We start from the raw sequence: 19266 nt of genomic DNA on the forward strand, positions 1-19266 counted from the left end.
AACTCAGGTTGCTCAACGTTCCCAAACAGCGAAATAGTAGAAGATTAAATATGTACAATTGGCAAAAAAATGGGGTACTCTTACCCCATCGGGAATTGAAAGTCCCAAAAATAGGCAGCAACTATTCCAGCAAATGGTGGTATTGTTCTTTTATAAGCCTACAGAAACAATTTATGTAACTTTTGGCTACTAACTCTGTAAAATACGATTCTCCTAAAATGTCTCAAAACGAGGGTTATAATGGGTGGGCAAAGTAAAATTAGGGGTGAACTTGTTGTTAGTTTTAACAGGACTAACAAAAAGAACAATTGTAGACAAACATATATTGTATCCAAGATAAGCTGATTTTAACATATGAAATTTTCAGTTTTACCCCGACTTTACCCCGATTGTCGGCCTTAACAGCTTATGAATTAAATTATGTCACACCATTATTAAGCATTATTATGGAGCAATTATTAACAGACATTGTATGTTTTTCTCACTTGCGATGGAATTTTGTCTACCAAAGACCGCAACATTTGTTGAGTCGATTTGCGCATGATTCGCGCGTTTTTTTTATTGAAGAACCCATTTTATACGAAGGTATTGATAAAATCGAGCTTAGTTCACCTCAAAAAAATCTTTGGGTTGTTACTCCATTTCTCCAATCATCTACCACTGCCTGTATATTGGAAAGGCAAAAAAAATTATTAACAGTATTGTTTTATCAAAAATCAATCAAAGATTATCTATTTTGGTACTATACTCCCTTAGCGCTGGACGTCAGCGACATTTTTCGGCCGCGTCTTATCGTCTATGATTGTATGGATGAATTATCGGCCTTTAAGTTTGCACCCATCGAATTGAAACAAAAAGAGAGAGCGCTTTTTGCGAAGGCCGATATCGTTTTTACGGGAGGGTTAAGCATTTTTGAAGCTAAAAAAAAGGTCCATGAAGCCGTCTATTGTTTTCCCAGTAGTATTGACAAAGCCCACTTCTACCAAGCGCGAAAATACAGTAAAGAACCTACCGATCAATTGCTAATTCCTCATCCCCGCATCGGTTTTTATGGGGTTGTAGACGAACGATTTGACATAGAGCTGCTGAAGAACGTGGCTCAAATGCGCCCGCAATGGCATTTTATTATTATTGGTCCTATTGTCAAAATTGATTCAACCAGTCTGCCGCAGGAGGATAATATCCATTATTTAGGCAGCAAAAAATATGAAGAATTACCGCTTTATTTAGCGGGTTGGGACCTGGCTACCTGCCTATTTGCCCGCAATGAATCTACACGTTACATTAGTCCTACCAAAACCCCTGAATATCTGGCGGGAGGCAAACCAGTCATTTCAACGCCCATAAAAGATATAGTGGATACCTACGGAAAAAATGACTTAGTGCACATTGTCGAAACCCCAGAGGAATTTATCGAATGTACAGAAAAAGAGCTGGCAATAACTGATAAGCAACATTGGTTGCAAAGAGTAGATGCCTTTCTTCATGATAATTCTTGGGATGCTACATGGGCAAGTATGGCCGCTTTGGTACGCCATCGGTTGAAAACAAAAAAAGATACGGCACCAAAAAATGAAAACCGTAAGGCTATTTTGCAGGCCCAGGGTTTGTCTGACATAAGGACGGATATCGGTAGGCCTATGTTCAAAGAAAATAGTGTATGACTTCTGAAAATATTCAAAGTTTCGATCCAGATATCTGGGCTGGTATGGAATGTAGTTATAACCGGGTAGGAGATATATTTATTGATCAATTATCCCAAAGTCAACATTATGAACGGTTAGACGACATTGAGCACTTTGCTCGCTTAGGTATAAAAGCCTTGCATTATCCGTTACTTTGGGAACGTTATCAACCCCAACTAGCATCTCCCATCCAGTGGGATTGGGCAGCATCACAACTAAACAAGTTGCGTTCTCTTTCCATATTGCCAATAGTTGGACTGCTTCATCACGGGAGTGGTCCTTCTTTTACTCATTTATTAGATGATGGTTTTGCCGAAGGGCTGAGTGCTTTTGCCAAACAAGTCGCTAATGAGTTTCCTTGGCTTACCCATTATAAACCCATCAATGAGCCATTAACGACGGCGCGTTTTGCAGGTTTGTACGGACTTTGGCACCCCCATGCCAAAAATGATGTAGTCTTTGCCAAAATATTACTGAATCAATTAAAAGGCATCGTCCTTTCAATGCAAGAAATCAGGAAAATTAACCCCGATGCAAAATTGATTCAAACCGAAGATTTAGCCAAAACCTACAGTACCCCTTCGTTACAATATCAAGCCGATTTTGAAAATCAACGGCGGTGGTTGACCTATGATTTTCTAATGGGCAATTTTGATCGTAATCATCCCTTGTGGAGTTATTTTTTTGATTTAGGTATCCCCGAAAGAATGCTTTTATTTTTTTCAGACAACCCTTGTCCTCCAGATTTATTGGGGGTAAATCACTATGTTACCTCAGAACGCTATCTTGACGACAATCTTTCTTTATATCCATCTCATCTTCATGGCGGTAACGGCAAAGAAGCTTACTCTGACATTGAAGCAGTTAGAATTAATCATGGTCAACCTTCGGGTTTAAAAATATTGCTTAAAGAACTTCATCAACGTTATCCCATCGACATTGCATTAACGGAGGTTCATCTGCACTGTACCCGAGAAGAACAACTGCGGTGGTTGAAACACGTTTGGGACATCTGTATAGCATTAAATCAGGAGAAAGTGAACGTAAAAGCACTTACCGTATGGTCACTACTAGGTGCATACGGGTGGGACAAATTGCTTACTCAACCTAATGGTGAATACGAATCTGGTATTTTTGATTTGCGCTCGCCAGCGCCCCGGCAAACCGCTTTGGCGCACTATGTTAAGGCCTTGAGCACGGGCACTCCCTTTTATCATCCCTTGTTACAACAAAAGGGGTGGTGGCAAAAGGAAAGCCGATTTATTCACCCGCCGTTGGCTAGAAGTATAGACGGGCCAGTGGAGGTGTCTTCGCCTCCCTTATTGCTATTAGTGGATAATGGTTCTTTGAGCCGGGCATTTGAAGTGAGTTGCCATCAGCGGGGAATTCAGTACCAGGTGCTCACCCATCAGTTAAGGAATCATGGAGTTGGTAGTAGCTTAGAGGAAGCTGTTCTTCACTATAAGCCTTGGGCCATTGTAAATGCTACCGATTATACAAAAAGGATGAATAATGAGCAGAAAGTTGGGAATAGCATGATGCATCAGGTAAAGGAGATGAGACAGTTAATCGCTATTTGTGAAAAATACAACATAAAGCCACTTACACTATCCTCGGTATTGGTATTTGATGGTACCAAGAACAGCCCCTATTTGGAGAGTGATGATGTGAAGCCGCAAAGCTTCTTCGGAAAAAACATGGTTGAAATTGAGGAAATGGCGGTGGGTGGTCATTGTCAAGCATTAATCATTCGCAGTGGATTTTGCTTCAGCCCTTGGGAATCACTGGATTTGGGTAAGGGTAGTTCAAGTTATTTGGAAAATCATTATTCCTTTTTTGACTCAGAGCGTACGATTATTTCTCCTACTTACACCCCAGATTTAGTAAATATGGCACTCGATTTATTAATTGATAATGAAAGTGGAATTTGGCATTTGAGCAATCGGGGAGAAATGAAATGTTCCGACTTTGTTCGAGAAATAAATCGTCGGAAGGGCGCTGTTATCCAACAAAAAACTCTTTTGCCACCAAAAAGAGTCACGCCCTTACCTTACCGCCCGCTTTACTATGCTTTGGGTAGCGAAAAAGGGAATTTCCTTCCAGTTATCGACGATGCTTTAGATCGGTATTTTGCTGAAGCGAGTTTTAAATAAAATGGCCTTATACCCTTACACCACTAAAAGGTAAACTTACTCGCTCACGGCTTTATCTCTTCTGACTTTTACCCGTTGCGGTGCGGATAGCGGCAATTTCTCGTGGGTTGTACGCATAGCCATCTGGACAGAAGATATCATGGAACCATAAATTCGGATCTTCTCCGCATCATTGAAAAATTGCCCCTACAATTCCGCATTTATTAGTCCTTGATAGACATGGGGAGGCACCCTATAATAGCGGTAGATGGAACGTGAAACTCAATCTCTAAGGTGGTTCTTTCGTGCCCTACTGAATTCAAAGAGGAAGATTTGAAAGGAATTCTCTCCTTTTGCTTTATTGATGGGTTTTAATGAAAGTAAAAATATATAAGATAAATGAGGGGTTTTTGAAAAATCATTTAACCACTCTCAGCGTGAAGAATGAAGTTATCGGAACATGGGACAACATTATTTTCTACTTATTACGAAAAAAAGTATTCCATTATTAACAATTACAATTTTTTGGGGTCTTGGATGCCCAGTGAGGTTACAGTTCCCCAGTCTTAACCAGGGAATTTATTCCGTGATTTTTTGTTAGATCCTGATTTTTTGTAAAAATCCTCTCATGTAAGCTTGTAGAAGCATTTACGCAAAAAAAACTGTGGGAATTTGATTTCTGGAACAGTGTTTTCAGGATTTAAGCAGGCAAAAGTTAATGCCCCTGAAAACTTGTTGATAGGGAAGAATGGCTCTTATGTTTGGAGTTTATACCAACTATCCTTTTCGGGGGTGTACAGTACAGTACTTCCATTAGTAATGCATAGTGCAAGTTGTTAATATTTCACATAAAAACTTTCAAAGGGTAGGTTTCTAAACATTAACTTCAAAGACCATGAATACACCTAAAAATAATAAACCCCTGACAGAAAAGCAGGTTGATCTTTCAAAAAATATCGAAAACGGGCAAGACCAATTCTTAACCACTAACCAAGGGGTAAAAATCAACGACAATCAAAATTCACTCAAAGCAGGAGCTCGAGGACCGTCATTGCTGGAGGATTTTATTTTACGGGAAAAAATCACTCATTTTGACCATGAGCGCATTCCCGAACGAGTCGTACATGCGCGAGGAGAAGGGGCTCATGGCTATTTTCAGGTCTATGAATCAATGGAAAAGTACACTAAAGCCGCTTTTTTACAGGATTCTGAAATAAAAACGCCCGTATTTGTGCGATTTTCAACCGTAGCGGGTTCACGTGGGTCTACTGACTTGGCCAGAGACGTTAGAGGCTTTGCTGTCAAGTTTTATACTGAAGAAGGAATTTATGACTTGGTTGGTAATAATATGCCTGTTTTTTTTATTCAGGACGCCATAAAATTCCCAGATTTGGTTCACGCAGTAAAACCTGAGCCGCATCATGAAATGCCTCAGGCGGCTTCGGCACATGATACTTTTTGGGATTTTATCTCATTAATGCCCGAAAGTATGCACATGATTATGTGGGTGATGAGCGACCGCGCCATCCCCCGTAGTCTACGCATGATGGAAGGATTTGGAGTACATACCTTTCGTTTTATTAACGCGGCTGGAGAATCTCATTTTGTCAAATTTCACTGGAAGCCCCTCTTGGGCGTTCATTCGGTCTGTTGGGATGAAGCGCAGAAAATTTCGGGTAAAGACCCCGATTTTCATCGTCGCGATTTGTGGGAAGCCATCGACAGCGGCAACTTTCCTGAATGGGAATTGGGTATTCAGATTGTATCTGAAGAAGAAGAACATTCATTTGAATTTGATTTATTGGACCCAACCAAACTTATACCAGAAGAACTGGTGCCCGTCCAACGAATCGGCAAATTGGTTTTAAATCGGAATCCAAATAACTTTTTTGCCGAAACCGAGCAGGTAGCATTTCATCCTGGACACATCGTACCAGGCATTGATTTTACCAATGACCCATTATTGCAGGGACGGTTATTTTCATATACAGATACTCAACTTTCCCGCTTAGGAAGCCCTAATTTTCATGAAATTCCTATCAATCGTTCATTAGCTCCTGTGCATAATAACCAGCGTGATGGTCATATGCGACAAACCATCAATCAAGGTAAAATCAGTTATGAGCCAAATACACTTGGCGGAGGGTGTCCTTTTCAATCCAAAATGAGTCAAGGAGGGTTTAATAGCTATAATGAGCGAATTGAGGCCCATAAGGTTCGAGAGCGCAGTCCAAGCTTCTTTGACCATTTCAGTCAAGCAACGCTTTTTTTTAATAGTCAGTCAGAGCACGAACAAAATCACATTGTGGATGCCCTTAGCTTCGAATTAGGGAAAGTGGAAACAGAAGCGATTCGGAAGAGAATGCTTAAAATGCTGTGGTATGTAGACAAGGGCCTAGCCGCTAAAATAGCTTACAATTTAGGCTTATCGATTCCTTCAAACTTAGATAGCCCGTTAAATCATAGCTACCCGGCCGATGCAGATGTCGATAGCTATCAACCCATGATTGTTAAATCTACGTTAGAAAAATCTGAGGCGTTAAGTATGGTCTCCACCCTGAAAAATTCTATCCTCACCCGTAAAGTAGCTATTTTAGCCGCGGAAGGAGTAGATGAAAAAGCCCTCAAAATCATGAAGGACGCCTTATTGGCTCAGGGAGCGGTAGTAGAGGTAATTGCCCCGAAACTGGGCTATATCATCTCAGAAAATAATAAAGAAATCAAAGTCGATAAAAGTTTCTTGACAAGCGCTTCGGTACTTTATGATGCTGTGTATGTCCCGGGTGGCGCCAACAGTGTTGTCAGCTTGGAAGCGGAAGCTGATGCTATTCATTTTCTAAATGAAGCCTTTAAACATTGTAAAGCCATTGCGGCAGACGCGTCGGCGCTTCAAGTGTTGAGGGGTACCTATTTTGGCAGTAAGATTCCTGAGAATCCACACCAAACGTCTCAGGTACTTGAAGGAGTGTTAATCAATGAAACAAGCGAAGCATTGGCCGATGATTTTATAGAAGCTATTTCCCAGCATCGCTTCTGGCAACGGGAAAAGAAGAATAAAGTTCCTGCCTAAAAAAGTTGCTTTCCAATACGATGTGTCAATCAGCCCAATAGGCTCCTTACTTCAATAGGACAGGTAACCTATGAAAGCCTTTGAACATAAAGCTCTCGCTACGAATAGCATAGTCTTTGGTCGATTGAAGCTGTAGATTATACAATCGCTGAATCAGCGATTGTATAGCTATGCTTACTCTAGACGGGCCAAAATAGCCCCCAAACAAAAATGTGGACCATACGCACACCAAATATGTCGGTTTTCAGCTCAACTAATGTCATACTTTTCTGGCTCTGAAAAAATGGTTTCGTCGTGGTTTGCGGCTGATAACCCTAAAGCCAGCAGTTGCCCAGCCGGAATCTGGTACTGATCCACCCATAGAGGCTTAGTTGTAATACGGAAAGTAAATGGGACATAGGTGTCAAATCGAAGTATCTCTTCAATTGCAGCGTTAATCAATGACGTATTCTCTTGAAGTTATACTAATTCAACAATGTGTGACACTAGGGCAAAAATTCCGTTGGCTATGAGATTTGTAAGTAGTGATTGTACTTGATCATACTGGATGACAATCCAAAAAGAGCCTGCTTCGTATAGACAGGGACTGTGGCTGATAAATGGATTGAGGATAAGCTAAGGCTACGGGGGTTAGCTGAAACGAAACGTTGGTCTTTCCCATTAAAATTTAGAAAACTAAGAAACGTGATAGACTAGATTATTCCCCATATTCAATTACCATGCAGTTAGAACAGAACCAGGGGGATTTCTCTCCGTAAAAATCCAGCGTAACCGAACCATCGGCAGAAAATGCCCCGTTTTTATTTCGGACCAAAACGCGGTTACCCGTTGGCTTATGAACTGCCGTTATCTTATAGCGTCCGATTGGTATATCCACTAATTGGCCAAACGTGTCACTACTAGGAGGACCACACCGCCGAGTAAGAATTTTCCCCACAGACCCGTCTACCAAGTTGCCTACTGGGGTTAGTGTAAATTCAATGTTCTCGACATCAAATAGCGAACTACCAATTACTTTGTCTAGCGTAATGGTACCGCCATAGTAGAGGCCCGGCTCATCTGGATACTCACCAGACAAAACCCACCTAAAATTTCGAACCGCACCTTCCTGAGTAAAACCTCCTACTTCTTCTGGCCGTAACCGAAATTTATAGGCTATACCGTTATAGTTTGTCTTAATTTCAGCCGAGGCTGTATAGGTACTGGCTGCTGCAGGTAGCTTTATACTATAAGTGCCATCAGCATTGGTAATGCTCACTAGGTTGCTGTTATATAGCCAGTTGTTATCTGCTACAACTTGAACGCCCTGTAAAGGTTTGTCCTGATCGTCTAGGACCTTTCCAACTAAGTGGCCTTTTTTGGATGTTGTTGATGCTGGCTCCTCATCGAAGATCGTACAACTAGAAAATAGTATCTGACACGCAAGGATTATCAGGATGTTAGAGTTGTGTAAACTTATCATACTACGTTGGGTTAAAATATTTTATCTGTTATTGTTTAGAATAAGTGCTATCTGCCAAAACCTGTATGGTTTGTGCTTGAAAATACCGAGGCTGTAGGAATATTAGTAAGTATTGCAGGTTTTATGAGTGATAATTAAAGTTTGATTAAATAAGCAATTGTAGATTTTCTGAGACAAAAGAAATTCCTACCTGATGTCCGATAAGGAGCGATTGTCTGCAATGCTACCAATCAGGCATTAATATAGTTGTCAGTATCCTTTTGCAGTGTTGTTTCACGATATAAAACCAATGCTAATAGCGACCAGCCAACCAATGAGTAAATACTACTTAGATGTAACCCTAGATTGGTATCTTGTACGGCAAAAGAAAAAGGCAACCAAAGACCAACGACCAGCGGAACCCAACGTTTCCAGCCACGTAATCGATTGGCACGCAGTACAGCTACACCAACTATTAGCATTAAAATATTGCCTAATGGCCACCCAATATCGAATATCCAGAAAATAAAGGGCTTGTAAGTAGGTGCCATCAATTGCCATAAATTCGAAATATTGGCCAATATTAAAGTGTACACTACCAGCCAAGTGATGTTTCGGCTGTAACGGTTGTTACCAGTCAGCTTGTGCCGTTGAAGAATTACCAGACTAGCCATCCACCCAGTCATATAAATAAGCCCCCAAGCTCCCGTCCACCGAGAGTTTGCGGCGGGTGGATAGTACTCTTCAACGTAAAAGCCTATACATAAAAATGGTGCTGCCAACAAGGCGAATACACACAAGTTTCTAGAAGACATAATTGATCAATACTAAGGTGTTTGAATGGCTGTAGATTTACAATTTCAAAAGTAAAGCATGGTCAGGTAGGCTTAAAGCTTTATTCTCCCAATTCGCAAAATCATATGCTCAAATGATAAAATCACTACTTGAAATGTTAAAAGTTAGTTGCTATGCTCCTTTTCTAGCTAACTTCAGACGAGATTAAACTGGGAAAACTGTACCAAAAAAAATAATATTTTTTAAATCGGTGACGTAACACCTATCTGCGGAGGCTTCAAAAATTGACCGTCTTGCCAGGTAAGGCGAAAACACTGGGAAGGCCACCTATACTATTGGGACCACCCAATATACGGTTCATATAAAAGTTGTTTGAATCATTGGATTGACATCTTTACTTTAAGGCATAATTCATAAAGTTGTCTGTATCTAAACAATTGTATGTTTTGTGCAAAAAGAAATCATTTATTGATGGTCAATCATGAATAGACGTGTACTTGAGTATATGACCAGTACCATAAACCAGAGTGCTATTTCAAACGAGTTAAGTATTGTATAGGCAACAGACGTTTAATTTCTCTGGCTGAACGAATGTTTGGCATCTTTGCATAATTTATTGAACTAGGGTTAGTTGGTTGATAATGCCTAATAAGAATTGCGCTTAATTTCCATTTCACTAAGCGGTTAACTTTTTTCTTATCACTAAAATGATCGCGCATTTTCTACAAAAACTTCTTATATTTCAATCAGCAGAGGATTCTCAACACCATGTACCACGCTGATAACCATGACGCTACGCTTTTGGCTATTTCTTTGCGGTCTCTTATCTATGGGAGACACTTTTTTGTGGGCTCAATCTGGTAATACCCAGGAAACGGTAAACCAGCACCTTGAACGGGCTGAAAAACTCACTTCTTCCCAGCCCGAAAAAGCGTTAGTTGCCGCAAAAACCGCCCTGACGCTGGCCCAAAAAAACAAACTGACTTTATCCGAAGGGAAAGCCTTTCAACGGCTGGCCCGTATCTATGCCGAACGAGACGACTACGTCAGTGCCCTTAATGCGGCCAAAAACGGGCTTTCTATTTTCCATAAGCTGGGTGAGCAGCGCAACGTTTGCCGCATGTATATGGCAATGGGCGTCATTAACCGCTACCTGAAACTGTATGATGCTAGTATTGAGGCTAACCTGGAAGCCCTGAAAATCGCAGAAGCCGAGCAGGACACTGCTCTGCTCGGTGCCATCTATGGCAATTTGGGAAACGTGTACTTCGACCAGAAAGACTACGACCGCTCCCTGCAATCTGGCCTGAAGGCCCTGAATATACAAATGGCCCAGAGGGATAGTCAGGCAGTAGGCAATACGTTTCATAACCTAGCGAGAATTTACCGCATTCGCCGGGAGTTCGGTAAAGCCAGAGAGTTTTACAACAAATCGCTCGCCATTGACCTAAAAAAAGGCAATCAATTAAACATCGGCGGCTCTTACCTAGATTTAGCACTTCTTTACCGGGATATGGGTGATTTTAAGCAAGCCCTGCAGTATACGCAGCGGACACTGGCCATCGCCAACCGAATCAAGTCCAAAAGCCTTCAGCAACAGGCCCTCGCCAACTTACCCCTGATTTATGGCGTGTTGGGGAATCCTGAGAAAGCCGTGATTGCCCTAAAGCAGTACGAAGAACTGAAAGACAGTTTGCAATCAGCGGAGTTGTCCAAGCAGATTGCCGACCTACAAGCCAGCTATCAAGGTGAACAGAAAGACCGTGAACTGAGTTTGCAAAAACTTCGTCTGGAAGCTCAGCAGGCATCATTAAGCCGGCAACGTACGCTGATCGTTTCATTAATTGTTTTCGTATTGCTGGGGGCACTGATTGGATATCTGCTTTTCAATCGGTACAAACTCCGGCAGCGCAACCTTAAGCTTTCGCTGGAAAATGAACAATACCAGCTTTCGCAAAGCCTTCAACGCCGACAAGACATAGACGAAACAATCCACTACTTCGCCAGCTCGCTTTACGGTAAAAATACGGTGGATGAAATTCTGTGGGATGTGGCTAAAAACTGCATCGCCAGGTTGGGCTTTGTCGATTGCGTGATCTATTTGCTCAATGACGAACAAACTGCCCTGGTCCAAAAAGCCGCTTACGGTAATAAAAATCCAGAAGCCTATTCAATCCTTAACCCACTGGAGATACCTCTTGGAGAAGGCATTGTGGGGAGTGTCGCTCAAACGGGTAAGCCAGAAATCGTAACTGACACCACGCGGGACCCGCGCTACGTCGTGGACGACGAAGTGCGCCTGGCTGAATTAACGGTGCCACTCTTGCTCCAAAATAAAGTAATTGGGGTTATTGACTCAGAACATCCTGAAAAAGGTTTTTTTAAAGAACATCATTTGGAAGCGCTACAAACCATTGCGGCCATCTGTAGCAGCAAAATTGCACAAGCTATAGCAGATGAGGAGGCTAAAAAAGCCAAAATTCTGCAAATCGAAGCGGAACACATCCGACAGTTAGACCGCGTCAAATCTCAGTTTTTTGCCAACCTATCCCATGAGTTCAGGACCCCGCTTCAGTTAATTCTGGCACCACTCCAGAAAAGGGGAGCCATCAGCCCAGAAGAAACTCATATGATGGAGCGCAACGCCAATCGACTGCTAAGGCTAGTAAATCAACTCCTTGATCTGGCAAAAGCCGAAATGGGTATGCTTAAGCTGAACTACCAATGGGGCAATCTGATTGGCTTCCTTTATCAGACAGCCCGCTACTTTGAACCGATGGCCGAAGCTAAGAAGATCAGGTATCAGATCCAGCTGCCGACAACTGAACCGTTAATGGCCTACGACAGTGACAAACTCGAAAAGATTGTATATAACTTATTGTCCAATGCTATCAAATTTACACCAGTGGGCGGTCAGGTCACAATACAGGGTGAGTTGGAACCCGAAACTGGTCTCCGGCTGGTCGTTCGCGACTCGGGCATCGGCATTCCCGAATCACACCAAGACCGCATCTTCGACCGCTTCTTTCAAATTGATTCCTCCCAAACACGCGCTTTCGGCGGGAGCGGCCTGGGACTGGCGCTAACCAAAGAACTGGTTGAACTTTACAAAGGATCGATTTATGTGGAGAGTCAGCCAGAATCAGGCAGTACCTTTGTGGTGTTGCTGCCGCTGGCTGCCGATACAACCCAGCACGCAAGCAGAGTGGATAGGATACCCCACGGCATAGGCATGACTGCGCCCGTCCCTTTGACAGTGGAAGAGCAGGACGACATCAGCAGGGAAGACAAGCCAACACTCCTGTTGGTAGAAGACCACCCCGAACTAAACAATTACCTCCGACAGCAACTCTCCGACCGATTCAAGGTCATGCAGGCCATGCGGGGTGATGAAGGTCTACAAATGGCCCGTTGGTTGGTTCCTGACCTGATTATTTCTGACGTAATGATGCCCGGGATGGACGGTTTTTCAATGACCCGTCACTTAAAAGAAGACGACCTGACCAGTCATATTCCGATTATACTGTTAACGGCAAAAGACGACATCGATTCCCGGAAGGAAGGGTTTGAGGGTGGGGCTGAACAGTACTTAGCTAAGCCCTTTGCTTTAGATGAACTGATTGCCCGCATCAACAGCCTGCTCACCCAGCGCAATCTGCTACGCAAAAAGTACAGCCGGGAAGTAATGTTGCAACCGACAAGCGCACCCGTACGCGACCGGGATGCCGAGTTTCTGGAAAAAATCATCCGCCTCATCGACGAACACATAGCCGATGAGGCTTTCAGCGTAGAAACTCTTCAGCGCGAGATGGGTATTAGTAGGATGCAACTGCACCGGAAACTGAAAGCACTGACCGACCAGTCGGCCTCTGATTTTATCCGCTACATCCGGCTGCAACGGGCCGCCGACCTACTGCAACAGCCAGGCATCCAGATCGCCGAGGCAGCCTATCTGTCGGGTTTTAACCATCTTTCCTATTTCTCAAAGTGTTTCAAGGACCAATTTGGGATGCTTCCCTCCGAATTTGTCAGACAAAAAGAAATGAATACGTAAAATTCACATTCATAAATTATTGATAATCAGCTTATTTTTATCGAAACTAAGCACATGTTACACCAGTGCTATGATATGGGAGATGAGTGTCAGCCCCGTCGGGAGAGCCTGTGCTACCTTTGCTGCCGTAAGGTATCGGCCGAATCACCTGTAAGCAGTAGGCACTCTAATTTCTTATTTTCCATACAAACTCGTATGCAACATGTTAAAGTAGTAACCGCTCTTTCCTTGCTCCTGATAGGACTGTGCGGATGCGAAGAAAGCATCATTGAGCGGAAGGATATGACAGCACGAACTGAGGGCGTCGTGCCGAATCAGCCTTCGAACGGTATCGAAGGATACATTCCCAATCCGGGCGGGCAATCGCTGCCTTACCCGACAATTACCAAAAAGACATTTATTCCTGAATACAGTTTATGGGCCCACACCAAGTGTCTCACCTGGCGGATCGAGTGGCCGAATTATCCAGCTGGTACCGATTCCAACAAAATTCCAACAGTGTTTACGCTCTCCAATGGAGCGCTCAACAGCTTCTATTTTCTGAATAGCCAACCGGCTTCCACTACATACAAGACCAATTTTAACCTTTATCACAATGCCCAATTGGAAATGTCCCGAACGTTGTGGAGCGAACTCATACATGCGTTTGGAGCCGGTAATCAGATGGATGCAGTTTGGTTTAATCAGGTTGATTTTTCGCTCAAAACGCTCGAACACATGGTAAAAGAGCGACCGGGTCTGTTCCAATCCTACTGGGTGGACAATAACCTGGAGCCGCCGGTGTACCAACAGGGCGATGTCTTTCTCTTTAAGGTAGACAAACCGTTGAATCAGTCCCAATACGGCGGCATCCGCATTGTATCCATGACACCCCGAATCATCGAAGTATACCTGGCCGTACCCACAACTGTAACTATTTAAGTATAGTCGATTCCGACAATGTCCCTACTGATTACCCGGAGCAGTCTCCTGATCCGGATTGGGGAAGTCATGTCTTTTATTCATTACTGATAAACCAATAATTTCCAAAATCATGCGTAAGTATTTCACAAACCTCTTAACAGCAATTAGCTTTACAAGCCTTTTATTCAGCTCCAATCAACTACTAGCCCAATGGCAGACTCAAAATGGTAATCTGTACGTCAATCCTCCAGCCAAAGTTGGAATCGGCCTGTCAAATCCTAATCGGAACTTAGACATTCATAGTACGTCAGACACATATCTCCGGGTTAGCTCACTGGGTGGGGCTTCTCTTTCCACCCTTACGGCCGGCATCGAACTTCGGCGCACCGTGGCGAACGGTTCGTCTTCGGCAACCTGGTCCATCAACAACGAAAACCACTTCCGCATCCGGCACAACGGTGACCTGCTGTTTGGCCTGGCCCCCGACATGGCCCGAATGGGTATCAACGTCGACAACCCAGTTGTGTTTACCATCTACGGAAAAAACGCCGCTAAATCGGGTAGTTATGTGGCCGACGGTGCCCTGCGCCTGCACACCAAAGTGGGCGACAACATCCACATGCTGGCGCTGGACGGCAACCAGATCGAAAGCAGCGACCCGCTGTACATCAACAACGATTCGGAACAGAATGTCCACCTCGCCAACGGCGGGGGTAAGGTAAAAGTGGGTACGACGGACAACGAAGCCCGGTTTAGTATTGCTTCGGAAAGCGATATGCAGCTCAAGCTCATCAACCCCGGTACCGGTGGAGCTGCCTGGCGGATTGGGGTAGCCAACAGCAATTGGAGTGCAGGAGCGGGTAAGCTGGTGTTCTCCAAAACGAACAGTTCAGACGATGCGACAATGGTGATTACCCCCGCTGGGAACGTTGGCATTGGCCTCACAACGCCTTCCAAAACTTTGCAGGTCAACGGAACCACCTCAACCAAAATACTCGAAATCACTGGCGGGTCAGATTTAGCCGAACACTTTGACATCGAAGCGGGCGAAACGCTACTGCCTGGCACGGTGGTCAGTATTGACCCCAACAAGCCAGGGCAGCTACGGGTGGCCAGCCAAGCCTATGACAAAACGGTGGCTGGTATTGTGAGTGGAGCGGGCGACGTGCAGCCAGGTATGCTGATGGGGCAGGCGGGTACCCTTGCCAGCGGGCAGCACCCTGTGGCCCTCACGGGACGCGTTTATTGTCGGGTCGATGCACAGTACGGGGCCATCCGGCCCGGCGATTTGCTCACCACTTCGCCAACAACCGGCCACGCCATGAAAGCCACCGACTCAGGGAAAGCCCAGGGAGCTATTCTCGGCAAAGCCATGACCTCGTTGGAAACAGGCAGGGGTTTGGTACTTGTGCTGGTTAGTCTTCAGTAAAATTTCCAAAAAACAGCAAAAAAATGAAAGCAATCAATCTTTTACTCATTGGTCTGACCTGCCTGTTGAGCGTTTCAGCGGTGGCCCAAAAGCTGCTACCGTACTCGTTCCAGCATCAGGCCGATTCGTCCGACCACAATACACTTCGGTTCCTGACGCAGGTAACGCAGCCAAACACGACCTTTCTTAGGCTGTATTTTGCGGGTACTCAATTGGGCGAAGGCAGCTATCTAGTGCTGGAAGGTGCCGACGGTGCCCGGCAGGAACTCAGAAAACAGGACCTCGATAACTGGCACTACAGCTCGGCCTACTTCAATGGCCAATCGGTCAATGTATCGCTCTTTACCGCTCCCGGCGACCGCAACACGGTGCGCATTTCCGAAGTCAGGGTCACCGACCCGCAGGTCGGACAGGCGGGGAATGCTCGGCATGGGGCAAAAACAGGCGGTACCACAGTCCAGACAGCAACCTCAACCTCAGCGAACATTACCGAAATGTATCCTTACGCCAAAGCGGTAGGCCGTTTTACCAACGGAACTTCTGCGGGCGGTACTGGCTGGATTGCACCGAATGGGGCCATCGTGACAACCTCCGACATCGGTTATGACGTGATTGAATTCAATGTACCCCCTTCCGTTGGAAACACCATCCAACACCCATCCCCTCAGGATCAGTATCCTTTAAATATGGGGAGCAGAGTCAAAGGGTATCATAAGTTTGTCTTCAATGGGGAGAGTTACATAACGAAAGTAGGTTGGGGTGTTTTGGAGGCACTTCCAAATGGTACAGGGCTGCGGCCTGGTGAACGCCAACAGGAATATTTTCGCATCGCTACAAATCCGAGCAATTACATTCTTGACAATCTAGTGGACAAGTCGGTCGACCTGTTCCATTATGGGGTTTTTGATGGCCCTGTGCTGGAAGGCCTCTCAAACTTCAAAAACCTGCAGTTGACGCAAACATCCCTGCAGAAGCAGAACACCTACCTAAAATATGATCTTCCCTATGCAAGCGATGATCGAGACCTGTTCGTGGTGTATTCCATGAATAACTATTCCCTTGCCTACGGCGCTCCTATTACTTATGAGGGTTCAAATGTAGCAATCGGAGTACACTTCAGCAGCAATGACGGAGAAAATCCCGCCATTGGACCTGGTTTCCGGAGCGACGGCTTCCGAAATGGCCTTGCCAGTTTCTTTTCCAACAATTCCGTGTACGTCGACCCCGAAGGCCTTTTCGATCCAGGTACTGGAGAGATTCACAAACCATTCCGTACCGAAAACAAAGCGGCCAGCGATGCCCCAGCTGGGGCACAGGTGTACTTCGCCCGGGGCGATTACTACGGTCCATCCACCTTTAACCGGCCTATGACCCTACGGGCACCCGTGGGCACGGTCAGGATGGGAGTGCCATTTTCCTCGGCTCGCAAGGCTGCCGGGCCGACCATCTCACCGCAGTTGTTGGCGGAAGGGTCTTCTCCATCGTTCGTTCGGGAATCGGCTGAAGACCGCCAGGTACACGCCTACCCCAATCCATTTAAGGAGCAGACCGAAATCAACTACCCCTTTGCGGTGGGAGGGCCCGTATCGGTGCATATATTCAACATGGCCGGCGTGCCCGTCGCTACGTTCACCCCGAATGACACAGCATCGGGTCAAAAAGGGGTGCAATGGAACGGCACGGACCGGCACGGAATGCCAGTACCAGCTGGGTTATATTTAGTGAAGGTAAACTTTGGGAATCAGACCTATACGACCAAAGTGCTGAAAAACTAAGCGCTACAGGAGGAGCCGTGCCTATACGGCTCCTTTATGTCTTGCGATGCCAGTACCAAACTAACATAAATCCTTATATGCTATCACCATGAATGTTGAAGTCAAAAAATTGACAGGTGATGAAGTGGAGCCATTCATTGAACTGATTCACCTATTCAGAGCCGTTTTTGAAACCGACAAGGTAACGAAAGCCCAGCCCCAACACTTGCGTCGCCTGTTGGCCCGACCTGATTTTATCGTTTTCGTCGCCCAGTTTGCCAATCAGGTTATTGGTGGTCTAACTGCCTACATCTTACCCCAATATCATTCGGAAAAGCCAGTGGTTTATCTGTATGATATTGCCGTTGGTACAACCTATCAGGGGCAGGGTGTCGGTACGAAATTACTAACGCAATTGATGCAATACTGCCGCAATCTGGGTACAGAGGAATTGTTTGTACAGGCAGATAAAGAAGACAGTCTGGCCATTGACTTTTACCGGACAACGGGCGGTGCGGCCATGGAAGTCATTCAGTTTACGTACCCGCTGAATCAATAACGCACACCTATTCAGCGGATACGTAATCAAAAAAACACCAACTAACATGTATAATTTCTCTTATTTTAAAGAAAAGGATCGACAGGCAATATTGGATTTTATGGAAGAATATCCATTTGCATTCTTGACAGGGAGCACTTTGTCAGGTGCTCCAGTTGCTACACAAATTCCGGTAATGATTGAAGAAAGACAAGGTGAATTGTTTTTGCAGGGACACATCATGCGTAATACAGACCACCATAAAGCTTTCGTTGAAAATCCCAACGCACTCATTGTATTTACAGGCCCCAATGCCTACGTAAGTGCTTCTCTGTACAGTAATCCACACATTGGTTCAACCTGGAATTATATGAGTGTACACATCCACGGTCAAATAAAATTTATGCCGGAAGCTGAATTGATACAATTAATGAAAAAAATGACCTTAAAATTTGAAGGGGGAAACAGTACCTCGCCGACGATCTATGACAACCTTCCGGACGCGTTTTTAAATAAGATGATGCCAGCAATTGCTGGTTTTGAGATGAAAGCCGATAGGATAGAGAATGTTTTTAAATTGAGCCAAAACAGAGATGAAAAAAGTTATCTGACCATTATTTCAAAACTGGAACAGGAAGGCGGTAACAGTAATTTAATTGCCATTGAAATGCGAAAGCGCAGGGCAGAATTATTTCCTCCGGGAATTGAATGGGATGAAAATAAATTTGATTCATAACTTTTTGATTTTTTAAATCACTTAATAATTACAAAACGAATAGAATGATGAATAACTTAATTGCAGTTGTTATTTTGGGAGCTGCTCTGGCTGGTAGAACACTCGCTCAGTCGCCGTCTACAGGGTCCTCTATAAAAACAGAGAAGGTGAAGGTAGCTGTGGTCGAATTTACCCCCAGCCTCAACGCGTCGGGGATGACTGCCGAAGCCAAGCGGCAGCTTCAGGCCAGCATCGCGTTTCGACTGATGAAAACCAATCGGTTTCATGTCGTGGATGTAAGACACACGAGGGAGGCATCACAAGCTGATTTGGCAGCGGTGAACGGTGCTTCGACGGCCGCTGCGGTGCGGGTCGGCAAGCAACTCAAAGTCAGTTATGTGCTGACGGGGACGGTCGAAGAATACAACACCAAAGGCTCCGCCACGCTCAAAACCCAGCTCGTGGAGGTGGCCACCGGCAAAGTCAAATACACTGTTGAGCTATCGCACCAAAGCCCGAAAGAAATGCGCACCGGCGGAGATGTTGAAATGAAAACGTACGTACTGCTACCCATAACGCTAAGGCTGGCGGAGACGCTTACGGCAGAGCTACTTTGACCCTTCCTATGTTGTCGGGTTTGTAGAGGATGGCTTTCGCAACGATTTGGAGCGGTTGTATAATGATGCTAAAGAAGGCCATTGAATGATGGATAATTAGGCCAGCTGTGGATAAGTATTGAAGCGTGATTAC

The 19266-nt window shown here is 44.8% G+C and carries 13 protein-coding genes and 1 pseudogene; 10 read left to right on the forward strand and 4 right to left on the reverse strand.

Annotated elements, in window-relative coordinates; all coding sequences use genetic code 11:
• Nucleotides 1-446 precede the first annotated feature (446 nt).
• Nucleotides 447-1664, forward strand: a complete 1218-nt coding sequence (locus GVN20_RS27025; RefSeq protein ID WP_166561339.1) for a glycosyltransferase — start codon at nt 447-449, stop codon at nt 1662-1664.
• Nucleotides 1661-3838 carry a family 1 glycosylhydrolase gene (locus tag GVN20_RS27030; protein WP_166561340.1) on the forward strand — a complete coding sequence of 726 codons (2178 nt, stop codon included), beginning with the start codon at nt 1661-1663 and terminating at the stop codon, nt 3836-3838. Before GVN20_RS27025 ends, GVN20_RS27030 begins: the two co-directional genes overlap by 4 nt.
• A 186-nt stretch (nt 3839-4024) precedes the next feature.
• Here GVN20_RS27030 and GVN20_RS30195 read toward each other — a convergent pair.
• Nucleotides 4025-4090 (reverse strand): annotated as a pseudogene (locus tag GVN20_RS30195) (KTSC domain-containing protein); the annotation flags it as partial.
• 622 nt (nt 4091-4712) lie between these two features.
• Here GVN20_RS30195 and GVN20_RS27040 point away from each other — a divergent pair.
• The gene (locus tag GVN20_RS27040) at nt 4713-6887 is read left to right on the forward strand and encodes a catalase (RefSeq protein WP_166561341.1); all 2175 of its coding nucleotides are present in this window, start codon (nt 4713-4715) and stop codon (nt 6885-6887) included.
• Nucleotides 6888-7136: 249 nt separating this feature from the next.
• On the opposite strand, the gene GVN20_RS30200 is transcribed toward GVN20_RS27040, so the two are convergent.
• The 3 genes from GVN20_RS30200 to GVN20_RS27055 form a co-directional block, all read right to left on the reverse strand.
• Nucleotides 7137-7328, reverse strand: a complete 192-nt coding sequence (locus GVN20_RS30200; protein ID WP_166561342.1) for a cytochrome P450 — start codon at nt 7326-7328, stop codon at nt 7137-7139.
• A gap of 256 nt (nt 7329-7584) precedes the next feature.
• Entirely contained in the window at nt 7585-8145 is a 561-nt protein-coding gene (locus tag GVN20_RS27050) for a hypothetical protein (protein WP_166561343.1), read from the reverse strand.
• A 434-nt stretch (nt 8146-8579) separates the two neighbouring features.
• On the reverse strand, nt 8580-9143 hold the full coding sequence (locus GVN20_RS27055; RefSeq protein WP_166561344.1) for a hypothetical protein: 564 nt from the start codon (nt 9141-9143) through the stop codon (nt 8580-8582).
• A gap of 809 nt (nt 9144-9952) precedes the next feature.
• Here GVN20_RS27055 and GVN20_RS27060 point away from each other — a divergent pair.
• From GVN20_RS27060 to GVN20_RS27090, 7 genes are all read left to right on the forward strand, one after another.
• Nucleotides 9953-13177 carry an ATP-binding protein gene (locus GVN20_RS27060; protein WP_166561345.1) on the forward strand — a complete coding sequence of 1075 codons (3225 nt, stop codon included), beginning with the start codon at nt 9953-9955 and terminating at the stop codon, nt 13175-13177.
• 282 nt (nt 13178-13459) lie between these two features.
• Nucleotides 13460-14098, forward strand: a complete 639-nt coding sequence (locus GVN20_RS27065; RefSeq protein ID WP_229599199.1) for a hypothetical protein — start codon at nt 13460-13462, stop codon at nt 14096-14098.
• Nucleotides 14099-14210: 112 nt separating this feature from the next.
• The gene (locus GVN20_RS27070; protein ID WP_166561347.1) at nt 14211-15509 is read left to right on the forward strand and encodes a hypothetical protein; all 1299 of its coding nucleotides are present in this window, start codon (nt 14211-14213) and stop codon (nt 15507-15509) included.
• Between the two features lie 23 nt (nt 15510-15532).
• Nucleotides 15533-17284 (forward strand): T9SS type A sorting domain-containing protein, encoded by a 1752-nt coding sequence (locus GVN20_RS27075; RefSeq protein ID WP_166561348.1) that lies wholly within the window; start codon nt 15533-15535, stop codon nt 17282-17284.
• A gap of 88 nt (nt 17285-17372) precedes the next feature.
• The gene (locus tag GVN20_RS27080) at nt 17373-17822 is read left to right on the forward strand and encodes a GNAT family N-acetyltransferase (RefSeq protein ID WP_166561349.1); all 450 of its coding nucleotides are present in this window, start codon (nt 17373-17375) and stop codon (nt 17820-17822) included.
• 46 nt (nt 17823-17868) lie between these two features.
• Nucleotides 17869-18537: an FMN-binding negative transcriptional regulator gene (locus GVN20_RS27085; protein WP_166561350.1), complete on the forward strand. Its 669-nt coding sequence runs from the start codon at nt 17869-17871 to the stop codon at nt 18535-18537.
• A 146-nt stretch (nt 18538-18683) separates the two neighbouring features.
• Nucleotides 18684-19133, forward strand: coding sequence for a hypothetical protein (locus GVN20_RS27090; RefSeq protein WP_229599200.1), 450 nt, complete (start codon nt 18684-18686; stop codon nt 19131-19133).
• Nucleotides 19134-19266: the final 133 nt, after the last annotated feature.

The sequence above is a fragment of the Runella sp. CRIBMP genome (assembly GCF_009905605.1).
Lineage (GTDB): Bacteria > Bacteroidota > Bacteroidia > Cytophagales > Spirosomataceae > Runella.